Annotated in this window: 12 protein-coding genes and 1 pseudogene; 7 read left to right on the top strand and 6 right to left on the bottom strand. The window is 73.8% G+C overall.

The genetic code is table 11. From position 1 onward, the window contains the following. Positions 1 to 235: 235 nt before the first annotated feature. The 3 genes from ACFWJ4_RS34025 to ACFWJ4_RS34015 all read left to right on the top strand — a co-directional run bounded on the left by ACFWJ4_RS34025 (position 236) and on the right by ACFWJ4_RS34015 (position 5,179). Positions 236 to 1,480, top strand: coding sequence for an HRDC domain-containing protein (locus ACFWJ4_RS34025; RefSeq protein ID WP_380551151.1), 1,245 nt, complete (start codon positions 236 to 238; stop codon positions 1,478 to 1,480). Between the two features lie 304 nt (positions 1,481 to 1,784). Then, complete coding sequence (locus ACFWJ4_RS34020; protein ID WP_359910906.1) at positions 1,785 to 3,029, top strand: acetyl-CoA C-acyltransferase; 1,245 nt, start codon at positions 1,785 to 1,787, stop codon at positions 3,027 to 3,029. A gap of 2 nt (positions 3,030 to 3,031) precedes the next feature. Next, on the top strand, positions 3,032 to 5,179 hold the full coding sequence (locus tag ACFWJ4_RS34015; RefSeq protein ID WP_380551148.1) for a 3-hydroxyacyl-CoA dehydrogenase NAD-binding domain-containing protein: 2,148 nt from the start codon (positions 3,032 to 3,034) through the stop codon (positions 5,177 to 5,179). Between the two features lie 218 nt (positions 5,180 to 5,397). Here ACFWJ4_RS34015 and ACFWJ4_RS34010 read toward each other — a convergent pair whose 3' ends face one another. The 3 genes from ACFWJ4_RS34010 to ACFWJ4_RS34000 form a co-directional block, all read right to left on the bottom strand. Next, a complete protein-coding gene (locus tag ACFWJ4_RS34010; RefSeq protein ID WP_380551145.1) occupies positions 5,398 to 6,924 on the bottom strand; it encodes an ArnT family glycosyltransferase in 1,527 nt (508 codons plus the stop codon). Positions 6,925 to 7,073: 149 nt separating this feature from the next. Continuing rightward, positions 7,074 to 8,981: a 1-deoxy-D-xylulose-5-phosphate synthase gene (gene dxs / locus ACFWJ4_RS34005; protein ID WP_359910914.1), complete on the bottom strand. Its 1,908-nt coding sequence runs from the start codon at positions 8,979 to 8,981 to the stop codon at positions 7,074 to 7,076. A gap of 315 nt (positions 8,982 to 9,296) precedes the next feature. Continuing rightward, on the bottom strand, positions 9,297 to 10,475 hold the full coding sequence (locus tag ACFWJ4_RS34000; RefSeq protein ID WP_359910917.1) for an ROK family transcriptional regulator: 1,179 nt from the start codon (positions 10,473 to 10,475) through the stop codon (positions 9,297 to 9,299). A gap of 482 nt (positions 10,476 to 10,957) precedes the next feature. Here ACFWJ4_RS34000 and ACFWJ4_RS33995 point away from each other — a divergent pair, with 482 nt between their 5' ends. Together ACFWJ4_RS33995 and pepN are read left to right on the top strand one after the other, a co-directional pair. Further along, complete coding sequence (locus ACFWJ4_RS33995; protein WP_380551143.1) at positions 10,958 to 12,628, top strand: PQQ-binding-like beta-propeller repeat protein; 1,671 nt, start codon at positions 10,958 to 10,960, stop codon at positions 12,626 to 12,628. Between the two features lie 234 nt (positions 12,629 to 12,862). Continuing rightward, complete coding sequence (pepN, locus tag ACFWJ4_RS33990; protein ID WP_380551140.1) at positions 12,863 to 15,442, top strand: aminopeptidase N; 2,580 nt, start codon at positions 12,863 to 12,865, stop codon at positions 15,440 to 15,442. A 120-nt stretch (positions 15,443 to 15,562) separates the two neighbouring features. Here pepN and ACFWJ4_RS33985 read toward each other — a convergent pair whose 3' ends face one another. Beyond that, positions 15,563 to 15,739 carry a hypothetical protein gene (locus tag ACFWJ4_RS33985; RefSeq protein WP_380551137.1) on the bottom strand — a complete coding sequence of 59 codons (177 nt, stop codon included), beginning with the start codon at positions 15,737 to 15,739 and terminating at the stop codon, positions 15,563 to 15,565. A 74-nt stretch (positions 15,740 to 15,813) separates the two neighbouring features. Next, complete coding sequence (malQ, locus tag ACFWJ4_RS33980; protein WP_380551134.1) at positions 15,814 to 17,964, bottom strand: 4-alpha-glucanotransferase; 2,151 nt, start codon at positions 17,962 to 17,964, stop codon at positions 15,814 to 15,816. A gap of 381 nt (positions 17,965 to 18,345) precedes the next feature. Here malQ and ACFWJ4_RS33975 point away from each other — a divergent pair, with 381 nt between their 5' ends. Continuing rightward, the gene (locus tag ACFWJ4_RS33975) at positions 18,346 to 22,311 is read left to right on the top strand and encodes a beta-N-acetylglucosaminidase domain-containing protein (RefSeq protein WP_380551131.1); all 3,966 of its coding nucleotides are present in this window, start codon (positions 18,346 to 18,348) and stop codon (positions 22,309 to 22,311) included. Positions 22,312 to 22,614: 303 nt separating this feature from the next. Here the strand turns inward: ACFWJ4_RS33975 and ACFWJ4_RS33970 are convergent. Then, positions 22,615 to 23,118 (bottom strand): annotated as a pseudogene (locus tag ACFWJ4_RS33970) (HNH endonuclease); the annotation flags it as partial. Between the two features lie 494 nt (positions 23,119 to 23,612). On the opposite strand from ACFWJ4_RS33970, the gene ACFWJ4_RS33965 reads away from it, so the two are divergent. After that, complete coding sequence (locus ACFWJ4_RS33965; RefSeq protein WP_380551128.1) at positions 23,613 to 24,788, top strand: mechanosensitive ion channel family protein; 1,176 nt, start codon at positions 23,613 to 23,615, stop codon at positions 24,786 to 24,788. Positions 24,789 to 24,840 lie beyond the last annotated feature (52 nt).

Raw genomic sequence — 24,840 nt, 5'->3', positions numbered from 1 at the left:
CCCGGCCGCCCGCCGCCGTGCGGCCCCCGGCCTCCCGGCGCGCGCCGCCCGCCCGGGGCCGGGCGGGCGGCCGGGCCTTCGCACCGTCCCCCCGTGTCACCCCCACGGCGCCCCCGCGAAGCCCCGTACGGCACCCGCGCGGTCCTGCTCGGCCCGCCCCGCGATCCCTCGGCGATCAACAGTCTGACCAGTCCGACAACACTCCCGGCCGTGAGGACCGTCGTACCCTTGGGGGGTGACCGACGCCGTAGCAGCCATCCCAGAAGAAGCAGCCCCGGTCCCGCTCCTCGAACCGAAGGACGGGATCCCACCCGTGGTGGCGGACGACCGGGCGCTGGCCGCCGTCGTCGCCGCCTTCGCGGGGGGCACCGGACCGGTGGCCGTCGATGCCGAACGGGCCTCCGGCTACCGCTACGGGCAGCGCGCCTACCTCATCCAGCTGCGCCGCGAGGGTTCCGGCTCCGCCCTGATCGACCCGATCGCCTGCCCGGACCTCAGTGCGCTCGGCCGGGCCGTCGAGGACGCCGAATGGGTGGTCCACGCGGCCAGCCAGGATCTGCCCTGCCTCGCCGAGGTCGGCATGAGACCCCGGCGCCTCTTCGACACCGAGCTGGCCGGGCGGATCGCCGGCTTCGCCCGGGTCGGCCTCGGGCCGATGACCGAGAACGTGCTCGGGCTGAGCCTCGCCAAGGAGCACTCCGCGGTCGACTGGTCCACCCGCCCGCTGCCCGAGCCGTGGCTGCGCTACGCCGCTCTGGACGTCGAGGTGCTGGTCGAGCTGCGCGACGCACTCGAACGGGAGCTGGACGCCCAGGGCAAGCTCGGCTGGGCGATGGAGGAGTTCGCCTCGATCGCCGCCGCGCCCCGCCCGGCCCCGCGCACCGACCCGTGGCGCCGCACCTCCCAGCTGCACAAGGTCCGCCGCCGCCGTCAGCTGGCCGTGGTGCGCGAGATGTGGCTCGCCCGCGACCGGATGGCGCAGGACCGCGACGTCTCCCCCGGCCGGGTGCTCGCCGACGCGGCGATCGTCAACGCCGCACTGGCCATGCCGCTGAACATCGCCTCCCTGCAGGCCGTCCAGGGCTTCGGCCCCCGGGTGCACCGGCGCCAGCTGGAGCAGTGGCTGGCGGCCGTGCAGCGCGGCCGGGAGATCCCGGAGAACCTGCTGCCGCCGGCCACCGCGCCGCACGAGGGACCGCCGCCGCCGCGGGCCTGGGCCGAGAAGGACCCGGTGGCCGCCGCCCGGCTCTCCGGCGCGCGCAGCGCGATCAGCGAGCTGGCCGAGCGCCACCACCTGCCGGCCGAGAACCTGATCACCCCGGACCTGGTCCGGCGGGTCTCCTGGCAGCCGCCGGCCGACCCTGGCCCGGAGGGCGTGGCCGCCGCACTGCGCGGGCTCGGCGCCCGGCAGTGGCAGGTGGACCTGGTGGCACCGGCGGTGGCCGCCGCCTTCGCCGCGGCGGTCGTCGCCCAGGACTGATCACGGCGCGGAGCCGGTCGGGGCCGGGCCGATCCGGCGTTCGGGCCGGTCGCGGCCCGGGCCGATCCGGCAACACGGGAAGGGGATGTCGTCCGTACGGGCGACATCCCCTTCGCCGTACCCGGGAACGGCGCTCCTGGTCGGACGGCCGGGGAACGTGTCGGGAGACACATGGTCAGATCCCTCCGAGGGGCCTGGGCAGGTTGGTTACCGGCGGGTAGCATGGCCGTGATGCGGCGCCGCTCGGGTCTTCGACGGCGGCAGCCCGCCCACCTAAATGTTGGTCCCTGGGAGGAGAGCCCCCGTGCCTCGTACCGCGAGGGACGTCGTCTTCGTCGATGGCGTCCGCACCCCGTTCGGCAAGGCCGGCCCGAAGGGCATCTACCACGAGACGCGCGCCGACGACCTGGTCGTCAAGTGCATCCGGGAGCTCGTGCGCCGTAACCCGAACCTGCCCGTCGAGCGCATCGACGAGGTCGCCGTCGCGGCCACCACGCAGATCGGCGACCAGGGTCTGACCATCGGGCGCACCGCCGCCCTGCTGTCCGGCCTGCCGAAGTCCGTGCCCGGCTACTCGATCGACCGCATGTGCGCCGGCGCGCTGACCGCCGTGACCGCCACCGCGGGCGGCATCGCCTTCGGCGCGTACGACGTGGTCGTGGCCGGCGGCGTCGAGCACATGGGGCGCCACCCCATGGGCGAGGGCGTCGACCCGAACCCGCGCTTCGTCTCCGAGAAGCTGGTCGACGAGTCCGCCCTGTTCATGGGCATGACCGCGGAGAACCTGCACGACCGGTTCCCGCACCTGACCAAGGAGCGCTGCGACGCCTACGCCGTGCGCTCGCAGGAGAAGGCCGCCAAGGCGTACGCCAACGGCGACATCCAGCCCGACCTGGTGCCGATCACGATCCGCAACACCAACCCCGAGGTCGGCGAGACCGGCTGGGGCCTGGCCACCGTGGACGAGCCGATGCGCCCGGGCACCACGATGGAGAACCTGGCGGGCCTCAAGACCCCGTTCCGCCCGCACGGCAACATCACCGCGGGCAACTCGGCCGGTCTGAACGACGGTGCCACCGCCTCGCTGCTGGCCGCCGAGGACGTCGCCGAGGAGCTCGGCCTCCCGGTGAAGATGCGCCTGGTCTCCTTCGCCTTCGCGGGCGTCGAGCCCGAGGTCATGGGCGTCGGCCCGGTGCCGGCCACCGAGAAGGCGCTGGCCAAGGCCGGTCTGACCATCGACGACATCCAGGCCTTCGAGGTCAACGAGGCCTTCGCCGTCCAGGTCCTGGCCTTCCTGGACCACTTCGGCATCGCGGACGACGACGAGCGGGTCAACCCGTACGGCGGCGCGATCGCCTTCGGCCACCCGCTGGCCTCCTCCGGCGTGCGCCTGATGAACCAGCTGGCCCGCCGCTTCGAGCAGCGCCCGGAGGTCCGCTACGGCCTCACCACGATGTGCATCGGCTTCGGCATGGGCGGCACGATCATCTGGGAGAACCCGCATTGGAGCGGAGCGGAAACGTCGTCTCAGGTCGAGGGTGGTAAGTGACCATGGCCAACACCACTGAGCTGCTGACCCGCGGCGCCGAGCTCTTCCCGGGCGAGGTCGTCACGACCGCGCACGTCCGCCACCTCGACCTGCCGCTGCAGGCCGGCCGGCTGGCCCTGATCACCCTGGACAACGGCTTCGACCACACCAAGCCGACCACCTTCGGCCCGGGCTCGCTGCTCAAGCTGAACGAGGCGCTGGACCAGGTCGAGGCCGAGGCCGCCGAGGGCACGATCGTCGGTGCCGCGATCACCGGCAAGCCGTTCATCTTCGCGGTCGGCGCCGACCTCAAGGGCGTCGAGCTGCTCACGGAGCACGCGGACGCGCTGGCCATCGGCAAGGGCGGCCACGACGTCTTCAAGCGGATCGCCTCGCTGCCCGTCCCCACCTTCGCCTTCTACAACGGCGCGGCGATGGGCGGCGGCGTCGAGGTCGGCCTGCACTGCGACTACCGCACGGTGTCGGCGGGCGTCCCGGCCTTCTCGCTGCCCGAGGTCTTCCTCGGCCTCGTCCCCGGCTGGGGCGGCTGCACCATCCTGCCGAACCTGGTGGGTGCCGGTAACGCCGTCAAGGTCATCATCGAGAACTCGATGAACCAGAACAAGCAGCTCAAGGGCAAGGACGTGTTCGAGCTGGGGATCGCCGACGCGATCTTCGAGCCGGCCGACTTCCTGGAGCAGTCGCTGCTCTGGGCCGCCAAGGTCCTCAAGGGCGACGTCGTCGTCGAGCGCGAGGCGATCGACCGCGGCAAGGCCTGGGACGACGCCGTCCTCTGGGGCCGCATGGTCGCCGACGCCAAGGTGCACGGCGCCGCTCCGGCCGCGTACCGGGCGCTGGACATCATCGCCGCCGCCAAGGACTTCGACCTCGCCGACAAGGCGAGCCTGCAGGCCGGCTTCGACGCCGAGGACACGGCCCTGGCCGACCTCATCATGAGCGGCGAGCTGCGCAGCGGCATCTACGCCTTCAACCTGGTGCAGCGCCGGGCCAAGCGCCCGGTCGGCGCGCCGGACAAGTCGCTGGCCCGCCCGGTCACCAAGGTCGGCGTCGTCGGCGCCGGTCTGATGGCCTCGCAGCTGGCGCTGCTGTTCGCCCGCCGTCTGGAGGTGCCGGTGGTCCTCACCGACATCGACCAGGCGCGCGTCGACAAGGGCGTCGGCTACGTCCACGCCGAGATCGACAAGCTGCTCGGCAAGGGCCGGATCAGCCAGGACAAGGCCAACCGCCTCAAGGGCCTGGTCTCCGGCTCGCTGGACAAGGCCGCCGCCTTCGGCGACGCGGACTTCGTCATCGAGGCCGTGTTCGAGGAGATGGGCGTCAAGCAGGCCGTCTTCGCGGACCTGGAGAACGTGGTCTCGCCGACCTGCGTGCTGGCGACCAACACCTCCTCGCTGTCGGTCACCGAGATGGCCTCGAAGCTGAAGCACCCCGAGCGGGTCGTCGGCTTCCACTTCTTCAACCCGGTCGCGATCCTGCCGCTGCTGGAGATCGTCCGCGGCGACCGGACCGACGACGCCGCGCTGGCCACCGCCTTCGCCGTGTCGAAGAAGCTGAAGAAGACCTCGGTGCTCTGCAAGGACGCCCCGGCGTTCGTGGTGAACCGGATCCTGACCCGCTTCATGGGCGAGATCCAGGGCATCATCGACGAGGGCACCCCGATCGCCGACGTCGAGAAGGCCGTCGCGCCGCTCGGCCTGCCGATGTCCCCGATCGTGCTGCTGGAGCTGGTCGGCCCGGCCATCGCCCTGCACGTCTCGGAGACCCTGCACGGCGCCTTCCCGGAGCGGTTCACCGTCTCCGAGAACCTCGCCAAGGTGGTCAAGGCCGGCAAGCGCGGCTTCTACACCTGGACGGACGGGCAGCAGGTCCTCGACCCCGAGGTGCTGGAGCTGCTGTCCTTCGGCGACTCGGTGCTCACCGAGGAGCAGGTCCGCGCCCGCGCCCTGGAGGCCGTGGCGCAGGAGATCGGTCTGATGCTGGAGGAGGGTGTCGTCGCCGAGGCGCAGGACATCGACCTCTGCATGATCACCGGTGCCGGCTGGCCCTTCCACCTGGGCGGGATCACCCCGTACCTGGACCGTGAGGGCGTCTCGGAGCGGGTGAACGGCAAGACCTTCCTCGCCCCCGGCGTGGCCTCGGTGCCCGCCTAGGCACGGCCCGTACCCGGAACACGGAGGAGCCCCGGTGACCAACTGGTCACCGGGGCTCCTCGGTGTGTACGGGGCTGCCACCGGAGCGCGGCCGTGTACGGGGTTGCCGCCGGAACGTGGGCTGTGCACGGCGCCGTCGTCGGAACGGGTGTGTACGGCGTTGCCGCGCGGGACGGGTGTGGACAGCGCTGCCGCCCGCCGGCCCGGACGCGGGCGTCTCAGTGCTTGAGGCGGTAGACCACGGTGTCGGCGAAGACGCCGACCATCTCGTAGTGGGTGTCCAGCAGGTTCTCCATCCGGGGGATCATGACCGGCTGGTACGGGGCGATGCCGGAGTCGTCGACCACGACCTCGGGCAGGCCGTTGGCGAGGTCCTTGTCGAAGGTCTGCCAGGCGTTGGCGACGCTGAACTGCTCGCCGACGTTCTGGTTGCCGTCCTTGCCGCCGCTGTAGTTGGTGAGGAAGCCCGCGGTCAGGTAGCGGGTGGCGGGCTTGCGGTCGGCCAGCCAGTACAGCTCGGGGTGCATGCCCCAGACCAGCACGGTGTCCTTGGGGGTGGTCTGGGCGGCGACGGCGGTGGCGACCTCGGTGGTGCGGTCGAGCCGCTCCCCCGGCCAGGCCAGTGCCAGGCTCCAGAACACCGTGGCGGCGACCGTGGTGTACGCCAGGACGGGCTTCCAGCGGATCGCCGAGGTGGCGATCGCCCCGGTGCCCAGCAGCACCAGCGGCGGCATCAGCTGGAGGTAGTAGTGGCCGAAGAAGTGGAAGCCCACGCTGACCGCGACCACCGAGGAGAGCAGCCAGACCCACAGGTCGGTGGTCGAGCCGTGCTCCTCGCCGGCCACCGGCAGCGGGCGGTGGCGGTACTTGAGCCAGAGCCTGCGCCCGACCGGGAGCAGGAAGCCCAGGCCGGCCCCGACCAGGATGGCCGAGTTGCCGAGGGCCCGGCCGAGCATCTGGAGCCAGGCGCCGCCGAAGGAGGCGTAGTCGCCGCTGCCGGTGACCACCCAGAAGAGGAAGCCCTTGGGCTTGGTGAGGATCACCGCGACCAGCGCTATCGGCAGGGTGAAGCCGAACCCGATCTTGAACAGCGCGGGCGGCCAGCGCACCCCGCGCCGGCGGGTGTCCTGGAAGAGCATCCAGAGCACCGGCAGCAGCACCGCGCCGCCGGTCTGCTTGGTCAGTGAGCACAGGGCGACCGCGATGCCCGCGGCCAGCCAGCGGCGCCGTTCGGCGTACCGGAAGGCGGCCACCATGGCGGGCAGCATGAAGACCTCGAAGGTCGCCGCCTGGGTGTCCTCCGGGGAGAGCCCGATGGAGACCAGCAGGTAGAGCAGTCCGGCCCCGGCCCCGGCCCGGTTGCCCCAGCGGCCGCGGGCGATCGAGGCCAGCAGGATCGCCGTGACCAGGTGGGCCACCACCGCCAGGGTGCGCAGCGGCCAGAGCGAGGCGGAGCCGAAGACCGCGAAGCAGGCCTGGTAGAGCCAGGGCAGCAGTGGGGGCTTGCGGTCCACCACGGTGTCGTACAGCACGCCGCCGTCCGCCAGCATCCGGGCCTGGGTCGCCAGGAAGCCCTCGTCCGGGCTCCAGACGGGCCGGGCGAAGGAGGGGATGTGGGTGACCAGCGCGACCAGCGCGAGCACCGGCACCAGCCTGGTCCAGTACCCGGTCAGCAGACGGGTACGGACGCGCTCGGGCAGGCGCTCGGCCAGTCCGGTGAGGCGGAGGCGGGTGGGGGTCGGCACGGATGACAACCTACCGGGCGGGATCGGCGCCGATGGCGCCGGTCCCGCCGTTCAGTGCGATTGTCAGCTTGTTCCGTGACGAACTGTTACGGAGTTACGACAAATGGTCGTCAACGGAACGGGGACCGCTCCGCCCGGACGGCCTCCGGTCAGGCCTCGACCGGCGCCGCGTCCAGCTTGGCGACCAGCGCCGTCACCTTTCGGGCGATGTCCGGGGCGTTCAGGCCGATCTCGGCCAGGATCTCGGCCCGGCTGGCGTGGTCCAGGAACTCCTGCGGGATGCCGAAGTCGCGCACCGGCAGGTCCACGTCCGCGTCCCGCAGCGCCTGCGCCACGGCCGCGCCGACGCCGCCCACCCGGCCGTTGTCCTCGATGGTGACGACCACCCGGTGCTCGGCCGCCAGGCCCGGCAGGGCCCGGTCCACCGGCTTGACCCAGCGCGGGTCCACCACGGTGGCGGTGATGCCCCGGGCGGCCAGCAGGTCGGCGACCTCCAGGCTGGTGGGGGCCATCGCACCGACCGAGACGATCAGCACGTCGGCGCGGTGGGCGCCGGAGGGCTCCTCCGCGGCGCGCAGCACGTCCATGCCGCCGATCCGGCCGACCGCGGGGACGGCCGGGCCGACCGTGCCCTTGGAGTAGCGGACCACGGTCGGGGCGTCCTTGACCTCGACGGCCTCGCGCAGCTGGGCGCGGACCTGCTCGGCGTCGCGCGGGGCGGCCAGCCGCAGGGACGGGATGAGCTGCAGCATCGACATGTCCCACATGCCGTTGTGCGAGGCCCCGTCGTCACCGGTGACGCCGGCCCGGTCCAGGACGAAGGTGACGCCCAGCCTGTGCAGGGCGACGTCCATCAGCACCTGGTCGAAGGCCCGGTTGAGGAAGGTCGCGTAGACCGCGAACACCGGGTGCAGGCCGTTGGTGGCCAGGCCGGCCGCGCTGGTGACGGCGTGCTGCTCGGCGATGCCGACGTCGAAGATGCGGTCCGGGAAGGCCTCGGCGAACGGGGCCAGGCCCACCGGGTGGAGCATGGCGGCGGTGATGCCGACGATGTCCTCGCGCTCGTGGCCGAGCGCGACCATCTCCTCGGCGAAGACCGAGGTCCAGCTCCGCCCGCCGCCGCTCTGGATCGGCAGGCCGGTCTCCGGGTGGATCTTGCCGACCGCGTGGAAGCGGTCCTCGTCGTTGTTCTCGGCGGCGTGGTAGCCGCGGCCCTTCTCGGTGAGGCAGTGCACGATCACCGGGCCGCCGAAGCCGCGCGCCTTGGTCAGCGCGGACTCCAGGGCGGTCATGTCGTGGCCGTCGATCGGGCCGATGTACTTGAGGCCGAGGTCCTCGAACATGCCCTGCGGGGCGATGAAGTCCTTGAGGCCCTTCTTGGCGCCGTGCAGCGTCTCGAACAGCTGCTGGCCGACCACCGGGGTGCGCTGGAGCGCGTCCTTGCCCCAGGACAGGAACCGCTCGTAGCCCTGGGTGGTGCGCAGGGTGGCGAGGTGGTTGGCCAGGCCGCCGATGGTCGGCGAGTACGAGCGCTCGTTGTCGTTGACGACGATGACGAGCGGGCGGTCCTCGGCGTCGGCGATGTTGTTCAGCGCCTCCCAGGCCATGCCGCCGGTGAGCGCGCCGTCACCGATGACGGCGACGACCGGGTCGTTCTTGCCCAGGATCTGGTTGGCCTTGGCCAGGCCGTCGGCGTAGGAGAGGACGGTGGAGGCGTGCGAGTTCTCGATCACGTCGTGCTCGGACTCGGCGCGGGACGGGTAGCCGGACAGGCCGCCCTTCATCCGCAGCCGGGAGAAGTCCTGGCGGCCGGTGAGCAGCTTGTGGACGTAGCTCTGGTGGCCGGTGTCGAAGAGGATGCGGTCGCGCGGCGAGTCGAAGACCCGGTGCAGCGCGATGGTCAGCTCCACCACGCCGAGGTTGGGCCCGAGGTGGCCACCCGTCTTGGAGACCTCGGTCACCAGGAAGGTCCGGATCTCCTGGGCCAGTGCGGCCAGCTGTCCGGGCGTGAGCCGGTCGAGATCGCGCGGTCCCCGAATGCGGGTCAGCAGGGCCACCCGTTCCTCCTCGTTCAGTGTTCGCGGACCACGGAAAGTCCGACGGGCGTCGCTGCCCGGTCCGGTGCCACGCCGGCGGTCCCGGCCGGGGCCGACCGGTCGAGTCTAATGTCCGCCTCCCGGACGCCGAGCGGCGCGCCCGGTGCCACCGTTCGTTACCGCCATTCCGGGAGGTCGGGCGGGGGAGGCGGGTCACGCCGGATTGACGCACTGGCGTTCGACCATGCTTATCCGGTCGGAGCCGACCGTTCGGGACGGGACGTTCGGGACGCCCCCGTCCGCGGTGCGCCGTCCGCGGTGCGCCGGCCGGCGGCGTCAGGCGCGGCCGAGCGCGCCGGACTCCCCCATCTCGCTCATCACCAGGGCCAGCGCCCCGAGCACCTCGGCCCGGCCGCCGAGCGTGCCGGGGACGACCGAGAGCTGACGGGCGGCACTCGGGATCGCGTAGCGGGCCACCGAGTCGCGGATCGGGGCGAGCACCAGCTCGCCGGCCTCGGCGAGGTCCCCGCCGAGGATCACCCGGCGCGGGTTGAGCAGGTTGCACAGGGTGGCGACGCCGGTGCCGATCTGCCGGCCCGCGTCGGCGATCACCCGGCGGCAGCCGAGGTCGCCCTGCTGGGCCAGCTCGACCACCCGGGGCAGGCTGAGGTCCGGGCCGAGGGTGGGGACGAGCAGCGAGAGCAGGTAGCGGGAGCCGACGAAGGTCTCCAGGCAGCCGCGGTTGCCGCAGCGGCAGACCGGCCCGGCCTCGTCCAGGGTGATGTGCCCGATCTCACCCGCGGTGCCGCCCGGCCCGCGGTAGATCTGCCCGTTCACCACCAGCCCGGCGCCGACGCCGCTGGCGACCTTGATGTAGGCGAGGTCGCTCAGCCCGCGGCCGGCGCCCCAGACCAGTTCGCCGAGCGCGCCCAGGTTGGCGTCGTTGTCCACGTGCACCGGCATGCCGAGCCGCTCGGTCAGCTCCCGGCCCGGGGCGATGCCCGTCCAGCCGGGCAGGATCGCGGTGGAGCCGAGCGCGCCGGTCTCCACGTCGATCGGGCCGGGCACGCCGAGGCCGACGCCGATCACCTTGTCGGGGCGGAACCCGGCCTGCGCCAGCAGTCGCTCGACCATCGCCTCGGCGCGGTCGAAGCCCTGCTGGGCGGAGACGTCGACGTCGATCGGGGCGCTCTCCTCGGCCAGCACCCGGTGGGCCAGGTTGCCGACCGCGACACGCAGGTGGGTGTGGCCGAAGTCGATGCCGACCACGATGCCGGCGTCCCCGCTGAGCGAGACGCTGCGCGCGCGGCGGCCGCCGGAGGAGGTGTCGGCGACCACGACGGTGCCGCTCTCCTTCAACTCCCGCACGATGTTGGACACGGTGGCCGCGGACAGTCCGGTGCCGCGGGCGATCTCGGCCTGGGTCAGCGAGCCGGCCATCCGCACCGCGCGGAGCACCCGTTCCAGGTTCGCCCGGTGCAGCGACGACTGCGAGCCCGGTGTGTCCGTCGACATGATCCACCCTCCCAGGGCGGGGACCCCTCCGCCGGGCGTCCCCTTCAACTCCTGAAGGGTACGGCCCGGGGGCCCGGGCAGGGGTCCCGGCCGGGGGTCCCGCCCGGGGCGGACGGGGCCCCGGACGGGGACGGCGGCCGACCGGCGCGGACCGGAGCGCCGGGGCGCGGGCGTGGGGGCGCGGTGATCGGGGGGTGAAGGTGTTGCGCGGCCTGGACCTGCGGAGACGGGGATCGGCTGTCCTGGCGGCGGCCGAAAACGACACACCACTAGCATGGTGCCCAATTCTCACCCGTCCCCTCGGAGCCGTGGACGGCACCGGCAAGGGGACGCTTCCAGACATGACGGGGAATCAGATGGCAGGGGATCACCCTACGCCGGGGGCAGGCGAAACGCCCGGCAACGGTCCGCAGGACAACCGGGGCGTCTCGTTCGGGCGCCCGCCGGGCGGCGGTGTGGATCCGGCCGCCGTCGCGGACCAGATGACGCAGCTCGACGGCGCGGCCGTCCCGGGCCCGGCCGCGCCCGCGGGCCCGCAGCCCGCCCAACCGCCGGCACCGCCCGCGCAGCCGCCCGCCGGCAGCCCGGAGTACGCGGCGTACGCGCCGACCGCGGCCGGGTTCCCCAGCCAGGCCCCGCCGCCGCCCGGCACCGCCCCGCTCGGCCCGTACGACCCGGTCCCCGGTTCCCCGTACGGCGCCCCGAACGCCGGGCAGGCCTACAACACCGGCGGCTACAACTACCCGCAGCAGCAACAGCAGCCCGGGTACAGCTACCCCGTCGCGCCCGTCCCGCCCAAGCAGCGCAACCCCGTGATGCTGTGGGGCGGGATCATCGGCGGTGTGCTGGCGATCTCGATCGTGGTCGCCCTGGTCGTCCTGCTCAAGGACCCCAAGCCCGACCCCGACCCGGCCCCGGGCCCGGTCGCCGCGGACAGCGGCGGCACCACCGACAACGGCGGGACCAGCAGCGGCCCGACCCCCGGCCCCGGGCCCAAGGGCGGCAGCTTCAACGTCGCCTGGAGCGTCCCCAAGCCGGCCGGCGCGGACACCTCGACCCAGCTGCTCGGCGTCTGGGGCACCGACAAGCTCGCCGTGCGCGTCGACGGTTCCGGCATCAAGGCCTACAACCTGACCGACGGCAAGGAGGCCTGGACCGTTCCCGTCCCGGCCGGCAGCAAGGAGCTGTGCACCGCCTCCTACGGCGCCAACTCCAAGGGCGTCGCCGCCGTCTCCTTCAACACCGGTGACAGCGACTGCTCCACCGTCGGCGCCGTCGACCTGACCCAGGGCAAGCTGCTCTGGAGCGTCAAGGTCTCGGCCGACCGGATGTCCTCGCCGACCCTCAGCGTCACCGAGAACGTGGTCGCCGTCGGCGGCAACATGGTCGGCGCCCTGAACATCGCCAACGGCCAGCCGGCCTGGCAGTTCCAGCCGCGCGACAAGGACTGCTCGGTGCGCGGCAAGGCGGCCGGCGTCCAGATCGCGGTCAGCGACCGCTGCTACGGCACCACCGGCCCGAAGTCGCAGCTGGTCGTCGTCAACGCCGAGACCGGCAAGCCGACCAGCGCCCCGATCACCCTCACCGGCAGCATCGAGCAGGTCGACTCGGTCGTCCAGGACAAGCCGCTGGTGCTGCTGATGTCCAGCGGCCCGCAGGGCGACTACATCCTGCCGTTCGACAAGGACAACAAGCCGGGCAACCAGATGTCCGTCAAGGAGCCCGGTTCGGACAGCCTGCGCCTCTCCGGCCAGGACGAGGCCCTCACCCGCAACGTGGTCAGCGGCACCACGCTGTACGTCCAGGTCAGCGGCGGCAAGCCGGGCATCAACGCCTACGACCTGACCACCGGCAAGCGGCTGTGGGCGGCCACCTCCGGCTCGACGAGCAACGACATGCGCCTGGTGGCCGGGACCGACAAGGACGGCAAGGTCCGCGCGGTCGTCGACCAGGGCTACAACAAGCCGGCCCGGCTGGTGACGCTCTCGCCGACCGACGGCTCGCTGTCCGACCTCGGCACCATGACCATGCCGAGCAGCATGGGCATCGGCAGCAGCAGCTCCGAGTACCTGATCTCGGACGACGGCGCCGCGGTCTACGCGTTCCGCCGCTTCAGCGCCAGCGACGGTCCGCTGACCAAGTGGAAGAAGTGACGCCGGGCCGACGACCGACCGGCGGCCGACCGACGACCCGGGTGGACCGGGTGGGTTGGGTGGACCGGGGTGACGGCCGGGTGACGACCGGGGCATGACCCCTCGTCGCGGGCCACGCGGGCGGGGCGGGAACGGGCTGATCGCCCGGGCCCGCCCCGCCCGCGACTTTTCGGCCGCCCCGTCCGTTGGACGTGCGAGGATTCGGAGCATCAGTCTGACAAAGGAGTGCAGCGAGTGCCCGGCACAAACCTGACCCGTGAGGAGGCCCGCACCCGGGCCGACCTCCTCCACGTGGACGCGTACGACATCGAGCTCGACCTCGGTTCGGCCCGTGAAGGCGGTACCTTCCGGTCCACCACCGTGGTCCGGTTCACCGCCACCACCCCCGGCGCGGAGACGTTCATCGACCTCGTCGCCCCGAGCGTCGAGGAGGTCGTCCTCAACGGCGTGCGGCTCGACCCGGCGAGCTTCGCCGACAGCCGCATCCCGCTGCCGGGCCTGGCGGCCGAGAACGAGCTGCGGGTCGTCGCGACCTGCGAGTACACCAACACCGGTGAGGGCCTGCACCGGTTCGTCGACCCGGTCGACGGCGAGACCTACCTGTACACCCAGTTCGAGGTGCCGGACGCCCGCCGGGTCTTCGCCAACTTCGAGCAGCCCGACCTGAAGGCCGCGTTCGCGTTCACCGTGACCGCGCCGAACGGCTGGGTCGTGGTCTCCAACTCGCCGACCCCGGAGCCGGTCGGCGAGGGCGACACCCGGGTCTGGACCTTCGAGCCCACCGGCCGGATCTCCAGCTACATCACCGCGCTCGTCGCCGGCCCGTACGTCGGGGTCTTCGACACCTACGAGAACGGCGAGCAGAAGGTGCCGCTGGGCATCTACTGCCGGCCCTCGCTGCGCGAGTTCCTGGACCCGGAGGCCGTCTTCGAGGTCACCAAGCAGGGCTTCGACTTCTTCCAGGAGAAGTTCGACTTCCCGTACCCGTTCGCCAAGTACGACCAGCTCTTCGTCCCGGAGTTCAACGCCGGCGCGATGGAGAACGCGGGCGCCGTCACCCTGCGCGACCAGTACGTGTTCCGCTCCAAGGTCACCGACGCCGCCTACGAGGCCCGCGCCGCGACGATCCTGCACGAGCTCGCCCACATGTGGTTCGGCGACCTCGTCACCATGGAGTGGTGGAACGACCTCTGGCTGAACGAGTCCTTCGCGACCTACGCCGAGGCGGTCTGCCAGGCCGAGGCCCCCGGCTCCAAGTGGCCGCACTCCTGGACCACCTTCGCCAACCAGATGAAGACCTGGGCGTACCGGCAGGACCAGCTGCCGTCCACCCACCCGATCATGGCGGAGATCAACGACCTGGAGGACGTCCAGGTCAACTTCGACGGCATCACCTACGCCAAGGGCGCCTCGGTGCTCAAGCAGCTGGTGGCGTACGTCGGCCAGGACGCCTTCTTCCAGGGCGTGCAGGCGTACTTCAAGCGCCACGCCTGGGGCAACACCCGGCTCAGCGACCTGCTCGGCGCCCTGGAGGAGGCCAGCGGCCGCGACCTCAAGGCCTGGTCCAAGGCCTGGCTGGAGACCGCCGGCATCAACGTGCTGCGGCCCTCGATCACGGTGAACACCGACGGCGACATCGAGTCCTTCGCGGTGCTCCAGGAGGCCCCCGCGCTGCCCGCCGGCGCCAAGGGCGAGGCCGTGCTGCGGCCGCACCGCATCGCGATCGGCCTGTACGAGCTGAACGGCGACACGCTGGTGCGCACCGACCGGATCGAGCTGGACGTCGACGGCCCGCGCACCGAGGTGCCGGAGCTGGTCGGCCGCCACCGCCCGGCCGTCGTGCTGCTGAACGACGACGACCTCTCGTACGCCAAGATCCGGCTCGACGAGGACTCGCTGGCCGTCGTCACCGAGCACCTCGGCGCCTTCGTCGACTCGCTGCCGCGCGCGCTGTGCTGGGCCTCCGCCTGGGACATGACCCGCGACGGCGAGCTGGCCGCCCGCGACTACCTGGCGCTGGCGCTGTCCGGCATCGGGCGCGAGAGCGACATCGGCGTGGTGCAGTCCGTGCACCGCCAGGTCAAGCTCGCCCTCGACGCCTACACCGACCCGCAGTGGCGCGAGCAGGGCCTCGACCGCTGGGCCGCCGCCGCGGAGGAGCACCTGCGCGCCGCCGAGCCCGGCAGCGACCACCAGCTGGCCTGGGCCCGCGCCCTCGCCTCGGTCGCCCGTACGGACGGTCAGCTGGGCCTGCTCGCCGGGCTGCTGGACGGCTCGGCCGAGATCAAGGGCCTCGCGGTCGACACCGAGCTGCGCTGGACCCTGCTCACCCGACTCGCGGCCACCGGCCGGGCCGACGAGGCCGCCATCGCCGCCGAGCTGCAGCGGGACAACACCGCGGCCGGCCAGGAGCACGCGGCCACCTGCCGCGCCGCCCGGCCGACCGCCGAGGCCAAGGCGCAGGCCTGGGCGTCGGTGGTCGAGTCCGACAAGCTGACGAACTATGTGCAGGAGGCCGTCATCGCCGGCTTCCAGCAGTCCGACCAGCGCGAGCTGCTCGCGCCGTTCGCGGCGAAGTACTTCGCGGCGGTCAAGGGCGTCTGGGAGACCCGCAGCCACGAGATCTCGCAGCAGATCATCGTCGGGCTGTACCCGGGCCTGCAGGTGACGGCCGCGACCCTGGAGGCCACGGACGCGTGGCTGGCCTCGGCCGAGCCGGCGCCGGCGCTGCGGCGCCAGGTCGTCGAGGCGCGGGCGGGCGTCGAGCGCGCCCTCAAGGCCCAGGACGCCGACCGTGCGGCGGGGGCCCGCTGACGGTGCGCGAACAGCCGAAGGGGCGCCGGACGGGATCGTCCGGCGCCCCTTCGGGGTCGTGCGGGTCCTGGTGGACGTCGTGCGCGTCCTGGTGGACGCGGCGCTCGCCTCTACGAGGAGTTAGTTCTTCTTGGCCTTGCTGCCGTACGGCAGAGCGGCCAGGGCGGCGATGATCACGAAGGAGACGAGCGGGACCACCACGTACAGGCCGATGGTCTCACCGACACTCAGGCCGGAACCCGGGTCGTCACCGTCGTCCCTGGTGAAGGCCATGGCGGGCGACGACAGCAGCATCATCAGCGTGACCGTTGCGCAGACCGCGCCGGCTCGCAAAGCGTTCCTCTTGTCCACGTTTCCAACTTACCCGCCGCTTACGGGACGGCGCGCGTCGGGGTCCGCCTGACGGAGTCGGGCAGGAAGTCGGGCACGGCGAGCAGCTGGGCCAGCAGGCCGGCGGCGGGGGCGGTGGCGAGGCGTTCCAGGGTGACCGGCCCGCCGGAGCCGTCGGCGACCGGCAGGCGCCAGTTCGGGTACTGGTCCCAGGTGCCGGGCAGGTTCTGCGGGCGCGGGTCGCCGACCAGGTCCGGCAGCCAGACCCCGACCAGCTCCGCCGGGGTGGCCCGCAGGAAGCGGTACAGCACGGGCATCGTCAGCGGCTCGTCCGGGCCCAGCAGCCCCAGCCCGGCCAGCTCGGCCCGCCAGTCCGCCAGCTCCGCCGCCGCCTGCTCCTGCTCCTCCCCCAGCGGCCGGGCCAGCAGGCCCAGCCGGTGCCGCAGCTCGACGTGCTCGCCGGAGAGCCGGGCCGCGGTGCTGGGCAGGTCGTGGGTGGTGAGGGTGGCCAGGCAGCCCGGCCGCCAGCGGTCCGGGCCGAGGATCGCGCCGCCGGCCTGCCAGTCCCGCTCGAACCAGAGGACGGACGTGCCCAGCACCCCGCGCTCCGCCAGCTCCTCCCGCACGCCCGGCTCCACCGTGCCGAGGTCCTCGCCGATCACCGCCGTACCGGCCCGGTGCGCCTCCAGCGCCAGCACGCCGAGCATCGCCTCCGCGTCGTAGCGCACGTACGCGCCCTCGGTCGGCGGATGGCCCTTCGGCACCCACCAGAGCCGGAACAGGCCCATGACATGGTCGATCCGCAGCGCCCCGGCGTGCCGGGCGGTGGCCCGCAGCAGCTCCGCGAACGGGGCGTAGCCGGCCTCGGCGAGCGCGTCCGGCCGCCAGGGCGGCAGGCCCCAGTCCTGGCCGTGGGCGTTGAAGGCGTCCGGCGGGGCGCCGACCGAGATGCCGTCGGCCAGCACGTCCTGCAGCGCCCAGGCGTCCGCACCGTCCGGATGGACGCCCACGGCCAGGTCGTGGATCAGACCGACCGGCATGCCGGCCCCGCGGGCGGCCCGCTGGGCGTGGGCGAGCTGCTGGTCGACCTGCCAGGCGAGCCAGCGGTGGAACTCGACCCGCTCCGCGAGCTCCTTCTCCGCCTGCTCGACCTGTGGGCCGTCCGGGTGACGCAGGCCCTTCGGCCAGTGCTGCCGGTCCGGGCCGTGCTCCTCGGCGAGGGCGTTCCACAGGGCGTGCCGGCGCAGCCACTCGCCCTCACGGCGCAGGTACGCCTCGTACTCGGCCTGGCGGCCGGGGCCGCGCGGCACCTCGTGCAGCAGCTCCAGGGCCTCGCGCTTGAGCTGCCAGACGGCATCCCGGTCGATCAGCGCGTCGTGGCCGAGGACCTCCTCGCGCAGCCGGGCGGCGCCCCGGGCCGGCTCCTCGGCCCTTCGTCGTTGCTCCGCGGTCAGGTACGCGTACTCGGGGACGTCCTCGACCCGCAGGTGCACCGGGTCGGCGAAACGGCGCGAGGACGGGCGGTACGGGGACGGGTCGGAGGGGGCGCCGGGCAGCGCCTGGTGCAGCGGATTGATCTGCACGAAGCCCGCGCCGAGGCCCGCCCCCGCCCACCGGGCCAGCTCGACCAGGTCGCCGAGGTCGCCCATGCCCCACGAGCGCTCGGACAGCACCGAGTACAGCTGGGCGAGGAACCCCCAGCTGCGGCCGGACAGCTGCGGCAGCCGCTCGGGGGCGACGATCAGCGCGGCCCGCGCCGTCCGTTCGCCGCTCCGCGCCGTGAGCACATGACGCCCCAGCGGCAGGTCCCCCGGCACCCAGTGCGAGTGCCCCCGCGGCAGCTCCCAGCTGCCCCCGTCCTCCAGCTCAACCCGCAGCCGGGCGTCCGCCGGCACGTCCAGCGCCGCCCGCCTCCCCTGCCGCACCACCACGCACGGCGGCAGCAACCGGGCCCGCTGCCCGGCCCGGTGACGCTCCAGCGCCTCCCGCGCCTCCTGCGGCGTCCCGGCCACCACCCCCATCGCCCCCAGCACCGCGACCAGCGTCCGCGCCCCCACCGTCTGCCCGCCGGCCCCCGGGTACCGGGTGTCCACCCCGTACGCCTGCGCCAGCGCCACCAGTTCGGCGGGCGGCGGCGGAGCGTCCTGCGCCGGCACCTGCTCGGCTCCGTCACTGTCGTGGTAAGCGGCCACTCGCGGCTCCTGCGATGTCTCGGCAACGCCCGGTCGGGACAGCCACAGTCCTACCCGTGTGACACCACGATCACCCAGCGCGACACGACGGTGCCGGACGGAACGGCCGGGGGAGCAGGCCGACCGCGATCAGGGCCGGCAGCCACCGGCGCGGTGACGGTGGAACCATCCGTTGTCCCCTTCCCCCGAGCACGATTGACACGGTGTCGCACCGTGACGCCGATTCTGCTGGTCGCGGCCGCTCCGCACCAGGGGTCGGCCCTGGTCTCCACAAGGGAATGAAGCAGGGCAATCCAGGCGTAGCTGTCGGTGACATTGACACCGGATTGGCCAGCTGGTGGGGTTGCCGGGATGTGGTTCCGGCCTGGCGAGGAGGCTCCTGTGCAAGCCCGAGTGTCCGTTGCGGCCGGGCGGCGGCTGCGGTCGCAGTTGGAGCAGAGTCCGGCGTTGCGGGAGGTGCTGCAGCACCCCGCGGCGGTGGTGGCGCGGCGGGCGACGGCGCGGACGTGCCGTCAGCTGGCGCCGCGGACGGCGGACCGGCTGATCGCCGACCTCAAGGGCACGGAGCCGCTGCTGGCCTCGGTGCGCGAGGAGCGGGCGGAGCGGGCCGGGCGGGCCGCGGGCCGGCCGGGGCGGCGGACGATGCAGATCGCGGCCGGGGTCGCGGCCGCGGCGGTGGTCGGCGGGCTGCTGGCCGGTTCGTTGCCGTCGACGGCGTACGCGGCGGCTTCGGCGGTCTCGGCGCCGGACGTGGTGAGCGCCGCGCCGCAGACGCCGCTGGGCAGCGTGACCGACCCGAGGGTGTTCCCGAAGCCGCAGCAGCAGACGGTGGCGGGCAGGCCCGTCACGGTGCCGTCGGCCGTGGCGCTGGTGACCGCGCCCAAGGTGGACCAGGGCGCGGTGCGGGCCGTGCACGAGGTGCTGGAGGTCGCCGGGGCGCGCGATGTGACGCCGCAGCCGGACGGCGGGACGCCGGCCGCCGGTTCGCTGGTGGTGTACGTCGGCGGGCCCGCCGAGGGCGCCGGCGGCGAGGTGGACCGGGTGCTGCGGCAGCTGTCCGCGGCGGCCGGCGGCAAGGACGGCACCGGGCCGACGACCGCGGGGATGCCGGCCGGCGGGTACGTGCTGTCGGCCGGTCAGCTGCCCGCCCAGGGCGGCGGCACGTACGGCGCCGTGGTGCTGGCCGGCGTGGACGCCACCGGCACCTTCTACGCCGCGCAGAGCCTGCGTCAGCTGCTCGCCGCCGTACCGGCCGGGCAGGGGCAGGCGCCCGGTGCGGCCGGGCTCGGCCTGCCCGGGATCACGCTGCGGGACTGGCCGACCGGCGCGCCGGTGCGCGGCACCGCGGAGGCCTTCTACGGCACCCCGTGGACCGCCCAGCAGCGCCTGGAGCAGGTCGACTTCCTGGGCCGCTCCAAGCAGAACTTCTACCTCTACGCCCCCGGTGACGACCCGTACCGTCTTTCCCGCTGGCGCAACGCCTACCCCGCCGCCCAGGCCGAGGAGTTGCGCGAACTGGGCTTCCGGGCGCGGCAGAACCACGTGGTGCTCGGCTACGCGATCGACCCGGGGCAGTCCTTCTGCTTCAGCTCCGGCAAGGACGTGGACGCGCTGGTGAAGAAGCTGGACGGGCTGCGGGGGCTCGGTTTCACCGCCTTCCAGCTGCAGTTCCTGGACGTCAGCTACGACGAGTGGCACTGCGGCGACGACCGGGACGAGTACGGCACCGGGCCCGCCGCGGCCGCCAAGGCGCAGGCCGCGCTGGTGCGGAAGGTGCAGGACCGGCTGATCGCGCGGAACCCGGGCCTGGCGCCGCTGTCCGTCGTCCCCACCGAGTACCACCAGCAGGGCTCCACCCCGTACCGCAAGGCGCTGGCGGCGGCGCTGCCGGAGGGCGTGCAGGTGGCCTGGAGCGGGGTCGGGGTGATCCCGGAGAAGATCACTGGTGCCCAGGCCTCGGACACCGCCGGGCTGTACGGGCGCCCGCTGCTCACCATGGACAACTACCCGGTCAACGACGCCACCCCGGACCGGCTCTTCCTCGGCGCCTACACCGGGCGCGACCCGGAGGTGGCCACCCGCTCGGCGGTGCTGCTGACCGGCGCGATGCAGCAGCCGGTGGCCTCCCGGATCGCCGTCTCGACGGCCGGCGACTTCGCCTGGAACCCGGCCGGGTACAAGCCGGAGGAGTCCTGGCAGGCCGCCGTGCGCTCGCTGGCCGGGCCGACCGGCGCCGCCCCGACGCCCGCCGGGACGGCGCTGTCCGCGGTCCTCGCGCTGGCCGGCAACAGCACTTCCTCGCCGCTGTCCAAGCAGGAGTCCGGCTATCTGACGCCGCTGCTGGACCGGTTCTGGGCGGCGGCCGAGCCCACCTCCGGCGCCACCCCCGACCTCGCCCGGCTGATCGAGGCCGCCGCCCCGCTGCGGGAGGCCCTCGCCGCCATGGCCACCGCCCAGCAGACCCTGGCCGGCACCCCGGCCACCGCCCAGCTGGCCGGCGAGGCCGCGCCCTGGCTGGGCCCGCTGCGCGACTACGGGCTGGCCGGGCAGGCCGCCCTCGACATGGTGCTGGCGCAGCACGGCGGCGACGGCGCCGCGGCCTGGAAGGCCCGGGTCGAGCTCAACCGGCTGCGCGAGCAGCTGGACCGGGCCCCGGCCACCGTCGGCGCCGGGGTGCTCGGCCCGTTCCTGGACCGCGCCGTGCGCGCCGCCGACAACTGGTCGGGCGTGGGCGGCGGCGGGCTCACCCCGACCACCACCATGGGCACCGCGCAGGACCACCTGCCCGCGCTGATGACCGACGGCGTGGCCGACACGTTCTACTGGAGCTCCGCTCCCCCGCAGCCCGGCGACGCGGTCGGCCTGGACCTCGGCGCGGGCCGCCCGGTCAGCGGCGTGACCGTGCTGATGGGCGGCTGGGGCAACGGCCCGGACGCCCGGTCCGCCGCGGACGACTACATCCGTGACGGCGTGCTGGAGTACTCGACCGGCGAGGGCGGCTGGAAGCAGCTCGCCACCGTCAGGAACCAGAGGACGGTCAGCGCCCAACTGCCGCCGGGCACCGTGGTGCGGGCGGTGCGGCTGCGGGCCACCGCCGCGCAGAAGACCGCCGTCGCGGTGCGCGAGTTCACCGTCACCGCCCCGGACGAGTCCCCGGCCAGCGTCAGCGGCGGTCCCGACGCGGCGCCCGGCTCCTCCGCCGCCGCCGTGCTGGACGGCAACCCGGACACCGCGTACCGGGCCGCCAAGGCGCCGACCGCGATGGACGAGCCGCTGGTCGTCGAGCTCGGCGCGGCCCGCCCGCTGGACCGGCTCACCGTGCTGACCGACCCGGCGGTGCGCGCCACCGCCACCGTCGCGGTGCGCCGGGCCGACGGCACCTGGGCCGACATCGGCACCGTGCAGCCCGGCTACAACGAGCTGCCGGCCGGCGGGCAGCCGGCCGACGCGTTCCGGCTGACCTGGAAGCCCGGCGGCGACCCGCCGGTGGTCAACCAGGTGATCCCGTGGTACTCGGACGCCCCGGCGGCCCGGCTGAGCCTCTCCGACCCGGCCCTGGACGTGGTCACCGGCGCCTCCGCGCCGGTGACGACCCGGGCCACCGTGGAGGCAGGCCGCCCCGAGGGCACCACGGGCGAGCTGCGCACCGAGGTGCCGGCCGCCGCGAAGGGCCTGACCGTGACCCCGGCCGGCCCGGTGACCGTGCCGCGCGGCGGCCGGGTGGGCGTGCCGCTGCTGGTGGGCGCCACCGCGGAGACGCCGTCCGGGACGTACCGGGTGCCGGTGCAGTTCGTGGCCGGCACCACCACCGTCCGGCAGGTGCTCCAGGTGCACGTGGTGCCGCCCACCGGCGGTCCGGACCTGGCGGCCGGCGCGAAGGCCACCTCCTCGGGCGACGAGACGGCGAACTTCCCGGCCTCGGCGGTCACCGACGGCGATCCGAAGACCCGCTGGTCCTCGCCGCCCAAGGACGACGCCTGGGTGCGGCTGGAGCTGCCGCAGGCGACCCGGCTGGGCGCGGCGGTGCTGCACTGGCAGGCCGCGTACGCCGCCTCGTACCGGATCCAGGTCTCGGCGGACGGGAACTCCTGGACGGACGCGGCGACGGTGGACAACGGCAAGGGCGGCGACGAGACGGTGCGCTTCGACGCGCCCGGCGTCCGGTACGTCCGGGTGCAGGGCGTGGCGCGGGCGACCAAGTACGGCTACTCGCTGTGGGGTGTCGAGCTGTACGCCGTGACCCCGCCGGCCGCACCGCAGCCCCCGGCCGGGCAGCCCGCCCAGCCCGTCCAGCCCGGCGGCGTGCCGGGCGGCCCGGCGGCGCCCCCGGCGGCCACCAAGCCGTAGCGGCCGGGCCGGGCCCGGCGGCAGGGGCCTCGGAAGGAGCGGCCCCGGAAGGAGCGGCCCCAGGAACGCGGCGGGCCGCCGGCTCCCCGGTGCGGGGGGCTCGGCGGCCCATGAGGCGCGTACCGACGGTGTGACGGGCGGGCCCTTGTGGAGCTGGGGTCAGGCGGAGAGCGGTTCGGGCTGCTCGCCGCGGCGGGCGGGGGCGGGGTGGCCGGGGTGCGCCCGGCCGAGCGGGACGGGGTGGACCGGCTGCTCGGTATGGTCGCGGTGCTCGTGCTCGCCCCACTGCGGGGCGCGCAGCTGGTCGCCGCCGCCGTAGGGCTCCAGGTACGGCCGCCACCGCGGGTCCTTGATCCCGGTGCCGATGATGCGCCAGGCCAGGCCGCTGGGCGGCGCGGGTGGTCGTTTCATCCGCCAGCCGAGTTCGGTGAGGTGGCGGTCGGCCTTGGTGTGGTTGCAGCGGCGGCAGGCCGCCACGACGTTGTCCCACCGGTGCTGGCCACCGCGGCTGCGCGGGATGACGTGGTCGACGCTGGTGGCGGCGGCCCCGCAGTAGACGCAGCGGCCGTGGTCGCGGGCGAACAGCGCCCGGCGGGTGAGCGGGACGGGCCCGCAGAAGGGGACCCGCACGAAGCGGGTCAGGCGGACGACGGACGGCGCCGGAAGGGCGCTGGTGGCGCTGTGCAGAGTGACTCCCGAGTCCTCCAGGCTGACCGCCTTGTGGTTGAGGACCAGGATGAGTGCGCGGCGCATCGATACGACGCCGAGTGGCTCGTAGGACGCGTTGAGGACCAGGACATGCGGCACGGATGCCTCCTTGGACGCCTGCGGCGCGTGGCTCGCGCCGGGACGAGCGGTTGGATCGCGCCACGCGTGCGCGATCTCCCCCAGTGTCGCCTTACGCCTTTGTACGGCGCCACCACTCCTGTGTAACGGACCTGACGTGAACTCCGGGTGTGGTCTCTGTCATAGCCGGTATGCCCGGGGGAAGGTCGGGTTGCACCCGGGTGGCGGTGCGGCGCGCCCCGGTGACCCTGCCGGGTCGCCCTCCGGGGGCAGGGTTCGGCCGTCCGGAGCAGTGTCCCGACTGCCCTGGAGGGCCTCGGCGCCGGGGTGCGGGGGGAGCGTACGGGTGCGTTGACGGGGCGTTCGGGACGCTCCGTACGCCCTCGGGCACGCTCGCGGGAGGTTCCCGGCCGGTCCGGACGGGCATGCGGCGGCGGATAGGCTGACGCTCACGGTCCGCGGGCCGCTCCTCGGCGGTGCGGGCCCGCCACTCACCCGGCAAGGAAGGCCTGCACGTGTTCAGCTCCGGTGCCACCGGTCCGTCCGACGCGTCCTCGACGCTCACCACTCCGACGCCGGCCCCAAGCCCCACCGCGCAGCTGCCCGAGCTCGACCTGCGGATCCCGACCAGCGCGCAGGAGGTCTCCGAGACCACCCGGCAGGCCGCCAGCTGGTTCGACACCCACTGGCAGGGCTGGCTGGCCTCGGGGCTGCGGATCGTCTTCATCATCGTGCTGTCCCTGGTGCTGCGGGCCGTGGTGCGCAAGCTCATCACCCAGCTGATAGGGCGGATGGCGCGCACCTCCGAGCACCAGGAGGAGAGCCGGCTGGGCGGGCTGCTGGCCAACACCGGGGTGGTGAACACGGAGCGGCGCCAGCAGCGTTCGGAGGCGATCGGCTCGGTGCTGCGCAGCGTCGCCTCCTTCACGATCCTGGGCACGGCGGCGCTGATGGTGCTGTCCGCGCTGGGGGTCAACCTGGCGCCGCTGCTGGCGAGCGCCGGTGTGGCCGGTGTGGCGATCGGTTTCGGCGCCCGCAACCTGGTCACCGACTTCCTCTCCGGGGTCTTCATGATCATGGAGGATCAGTACGGCGTCGGCGACGAGATCGACACCGGGGTGGCCACCGGCACCGTGCTGGAGGTCGGCCTGCGGGTCACCAAGCTGCGCGGGGCGAACGGCGAGATCTGGTACATCCGCAACGGCGAGGTGAAGCGGATCGCCAACATGAGCCAGGGCTGGGCGACCGCCTCGGTGGACGTGCAGGTCGGGTACAAGGAGGACCTGCTCCGGGTCGAGGACCTGATCCTGGCGACGGCCGAGGAGATGGCCAAGGAGGCCCCGTACGACGAGCTGGTCTGGGCGCCGGTGTCGATCCTGGGCGTGGAGTCGGTCGCCTCGGACTCGGTGGTGCTGCGGATCGAGGCCCGGACCGCCCCGGGCAAGGCGGCCGCCGTCTCCCGGGCGCTGCGCCAGCGGCTGAAGGCGGCCTTCGACCGGGCCGGGATCAAGGTCAAGGAGGAGGTCCCGGCGGCCGCGGCCGGGGCGACCGGCGTGGTGATCGCGCCCTCGCCGGTGCCGGCCGCCGAGCAGGCCGCGCCGTCCGCGCTGGCCGACCCGGCCTCGCCGCGCTACCGGGCGACCGAGCCGATCCCGGCGGCGAAGGGGGCGGAGGACCCGGCGAAGCCGTAGCCCGGCGACCGTACGGACACGACGCAAGCCCCGCTCCCGGTACGCCGGGAGC

Origin of the sequence: Kitasatospora sp. NPDC127067 (assembly GCF_042724755.1) — a bacterium.
GTDB classification, from domain to species: Bacteria; Actinomycetota; Actinomycetes; order Streptomycetales; family Streptomycetaceae; genus Kitasatospora; species Kitasatospora lactacystinica.
The sequence above is the reverse complement of the archived record's forward strand: the minus strand, read 5'-3'. Positions and strand labels throughout refer to the sequence as shown.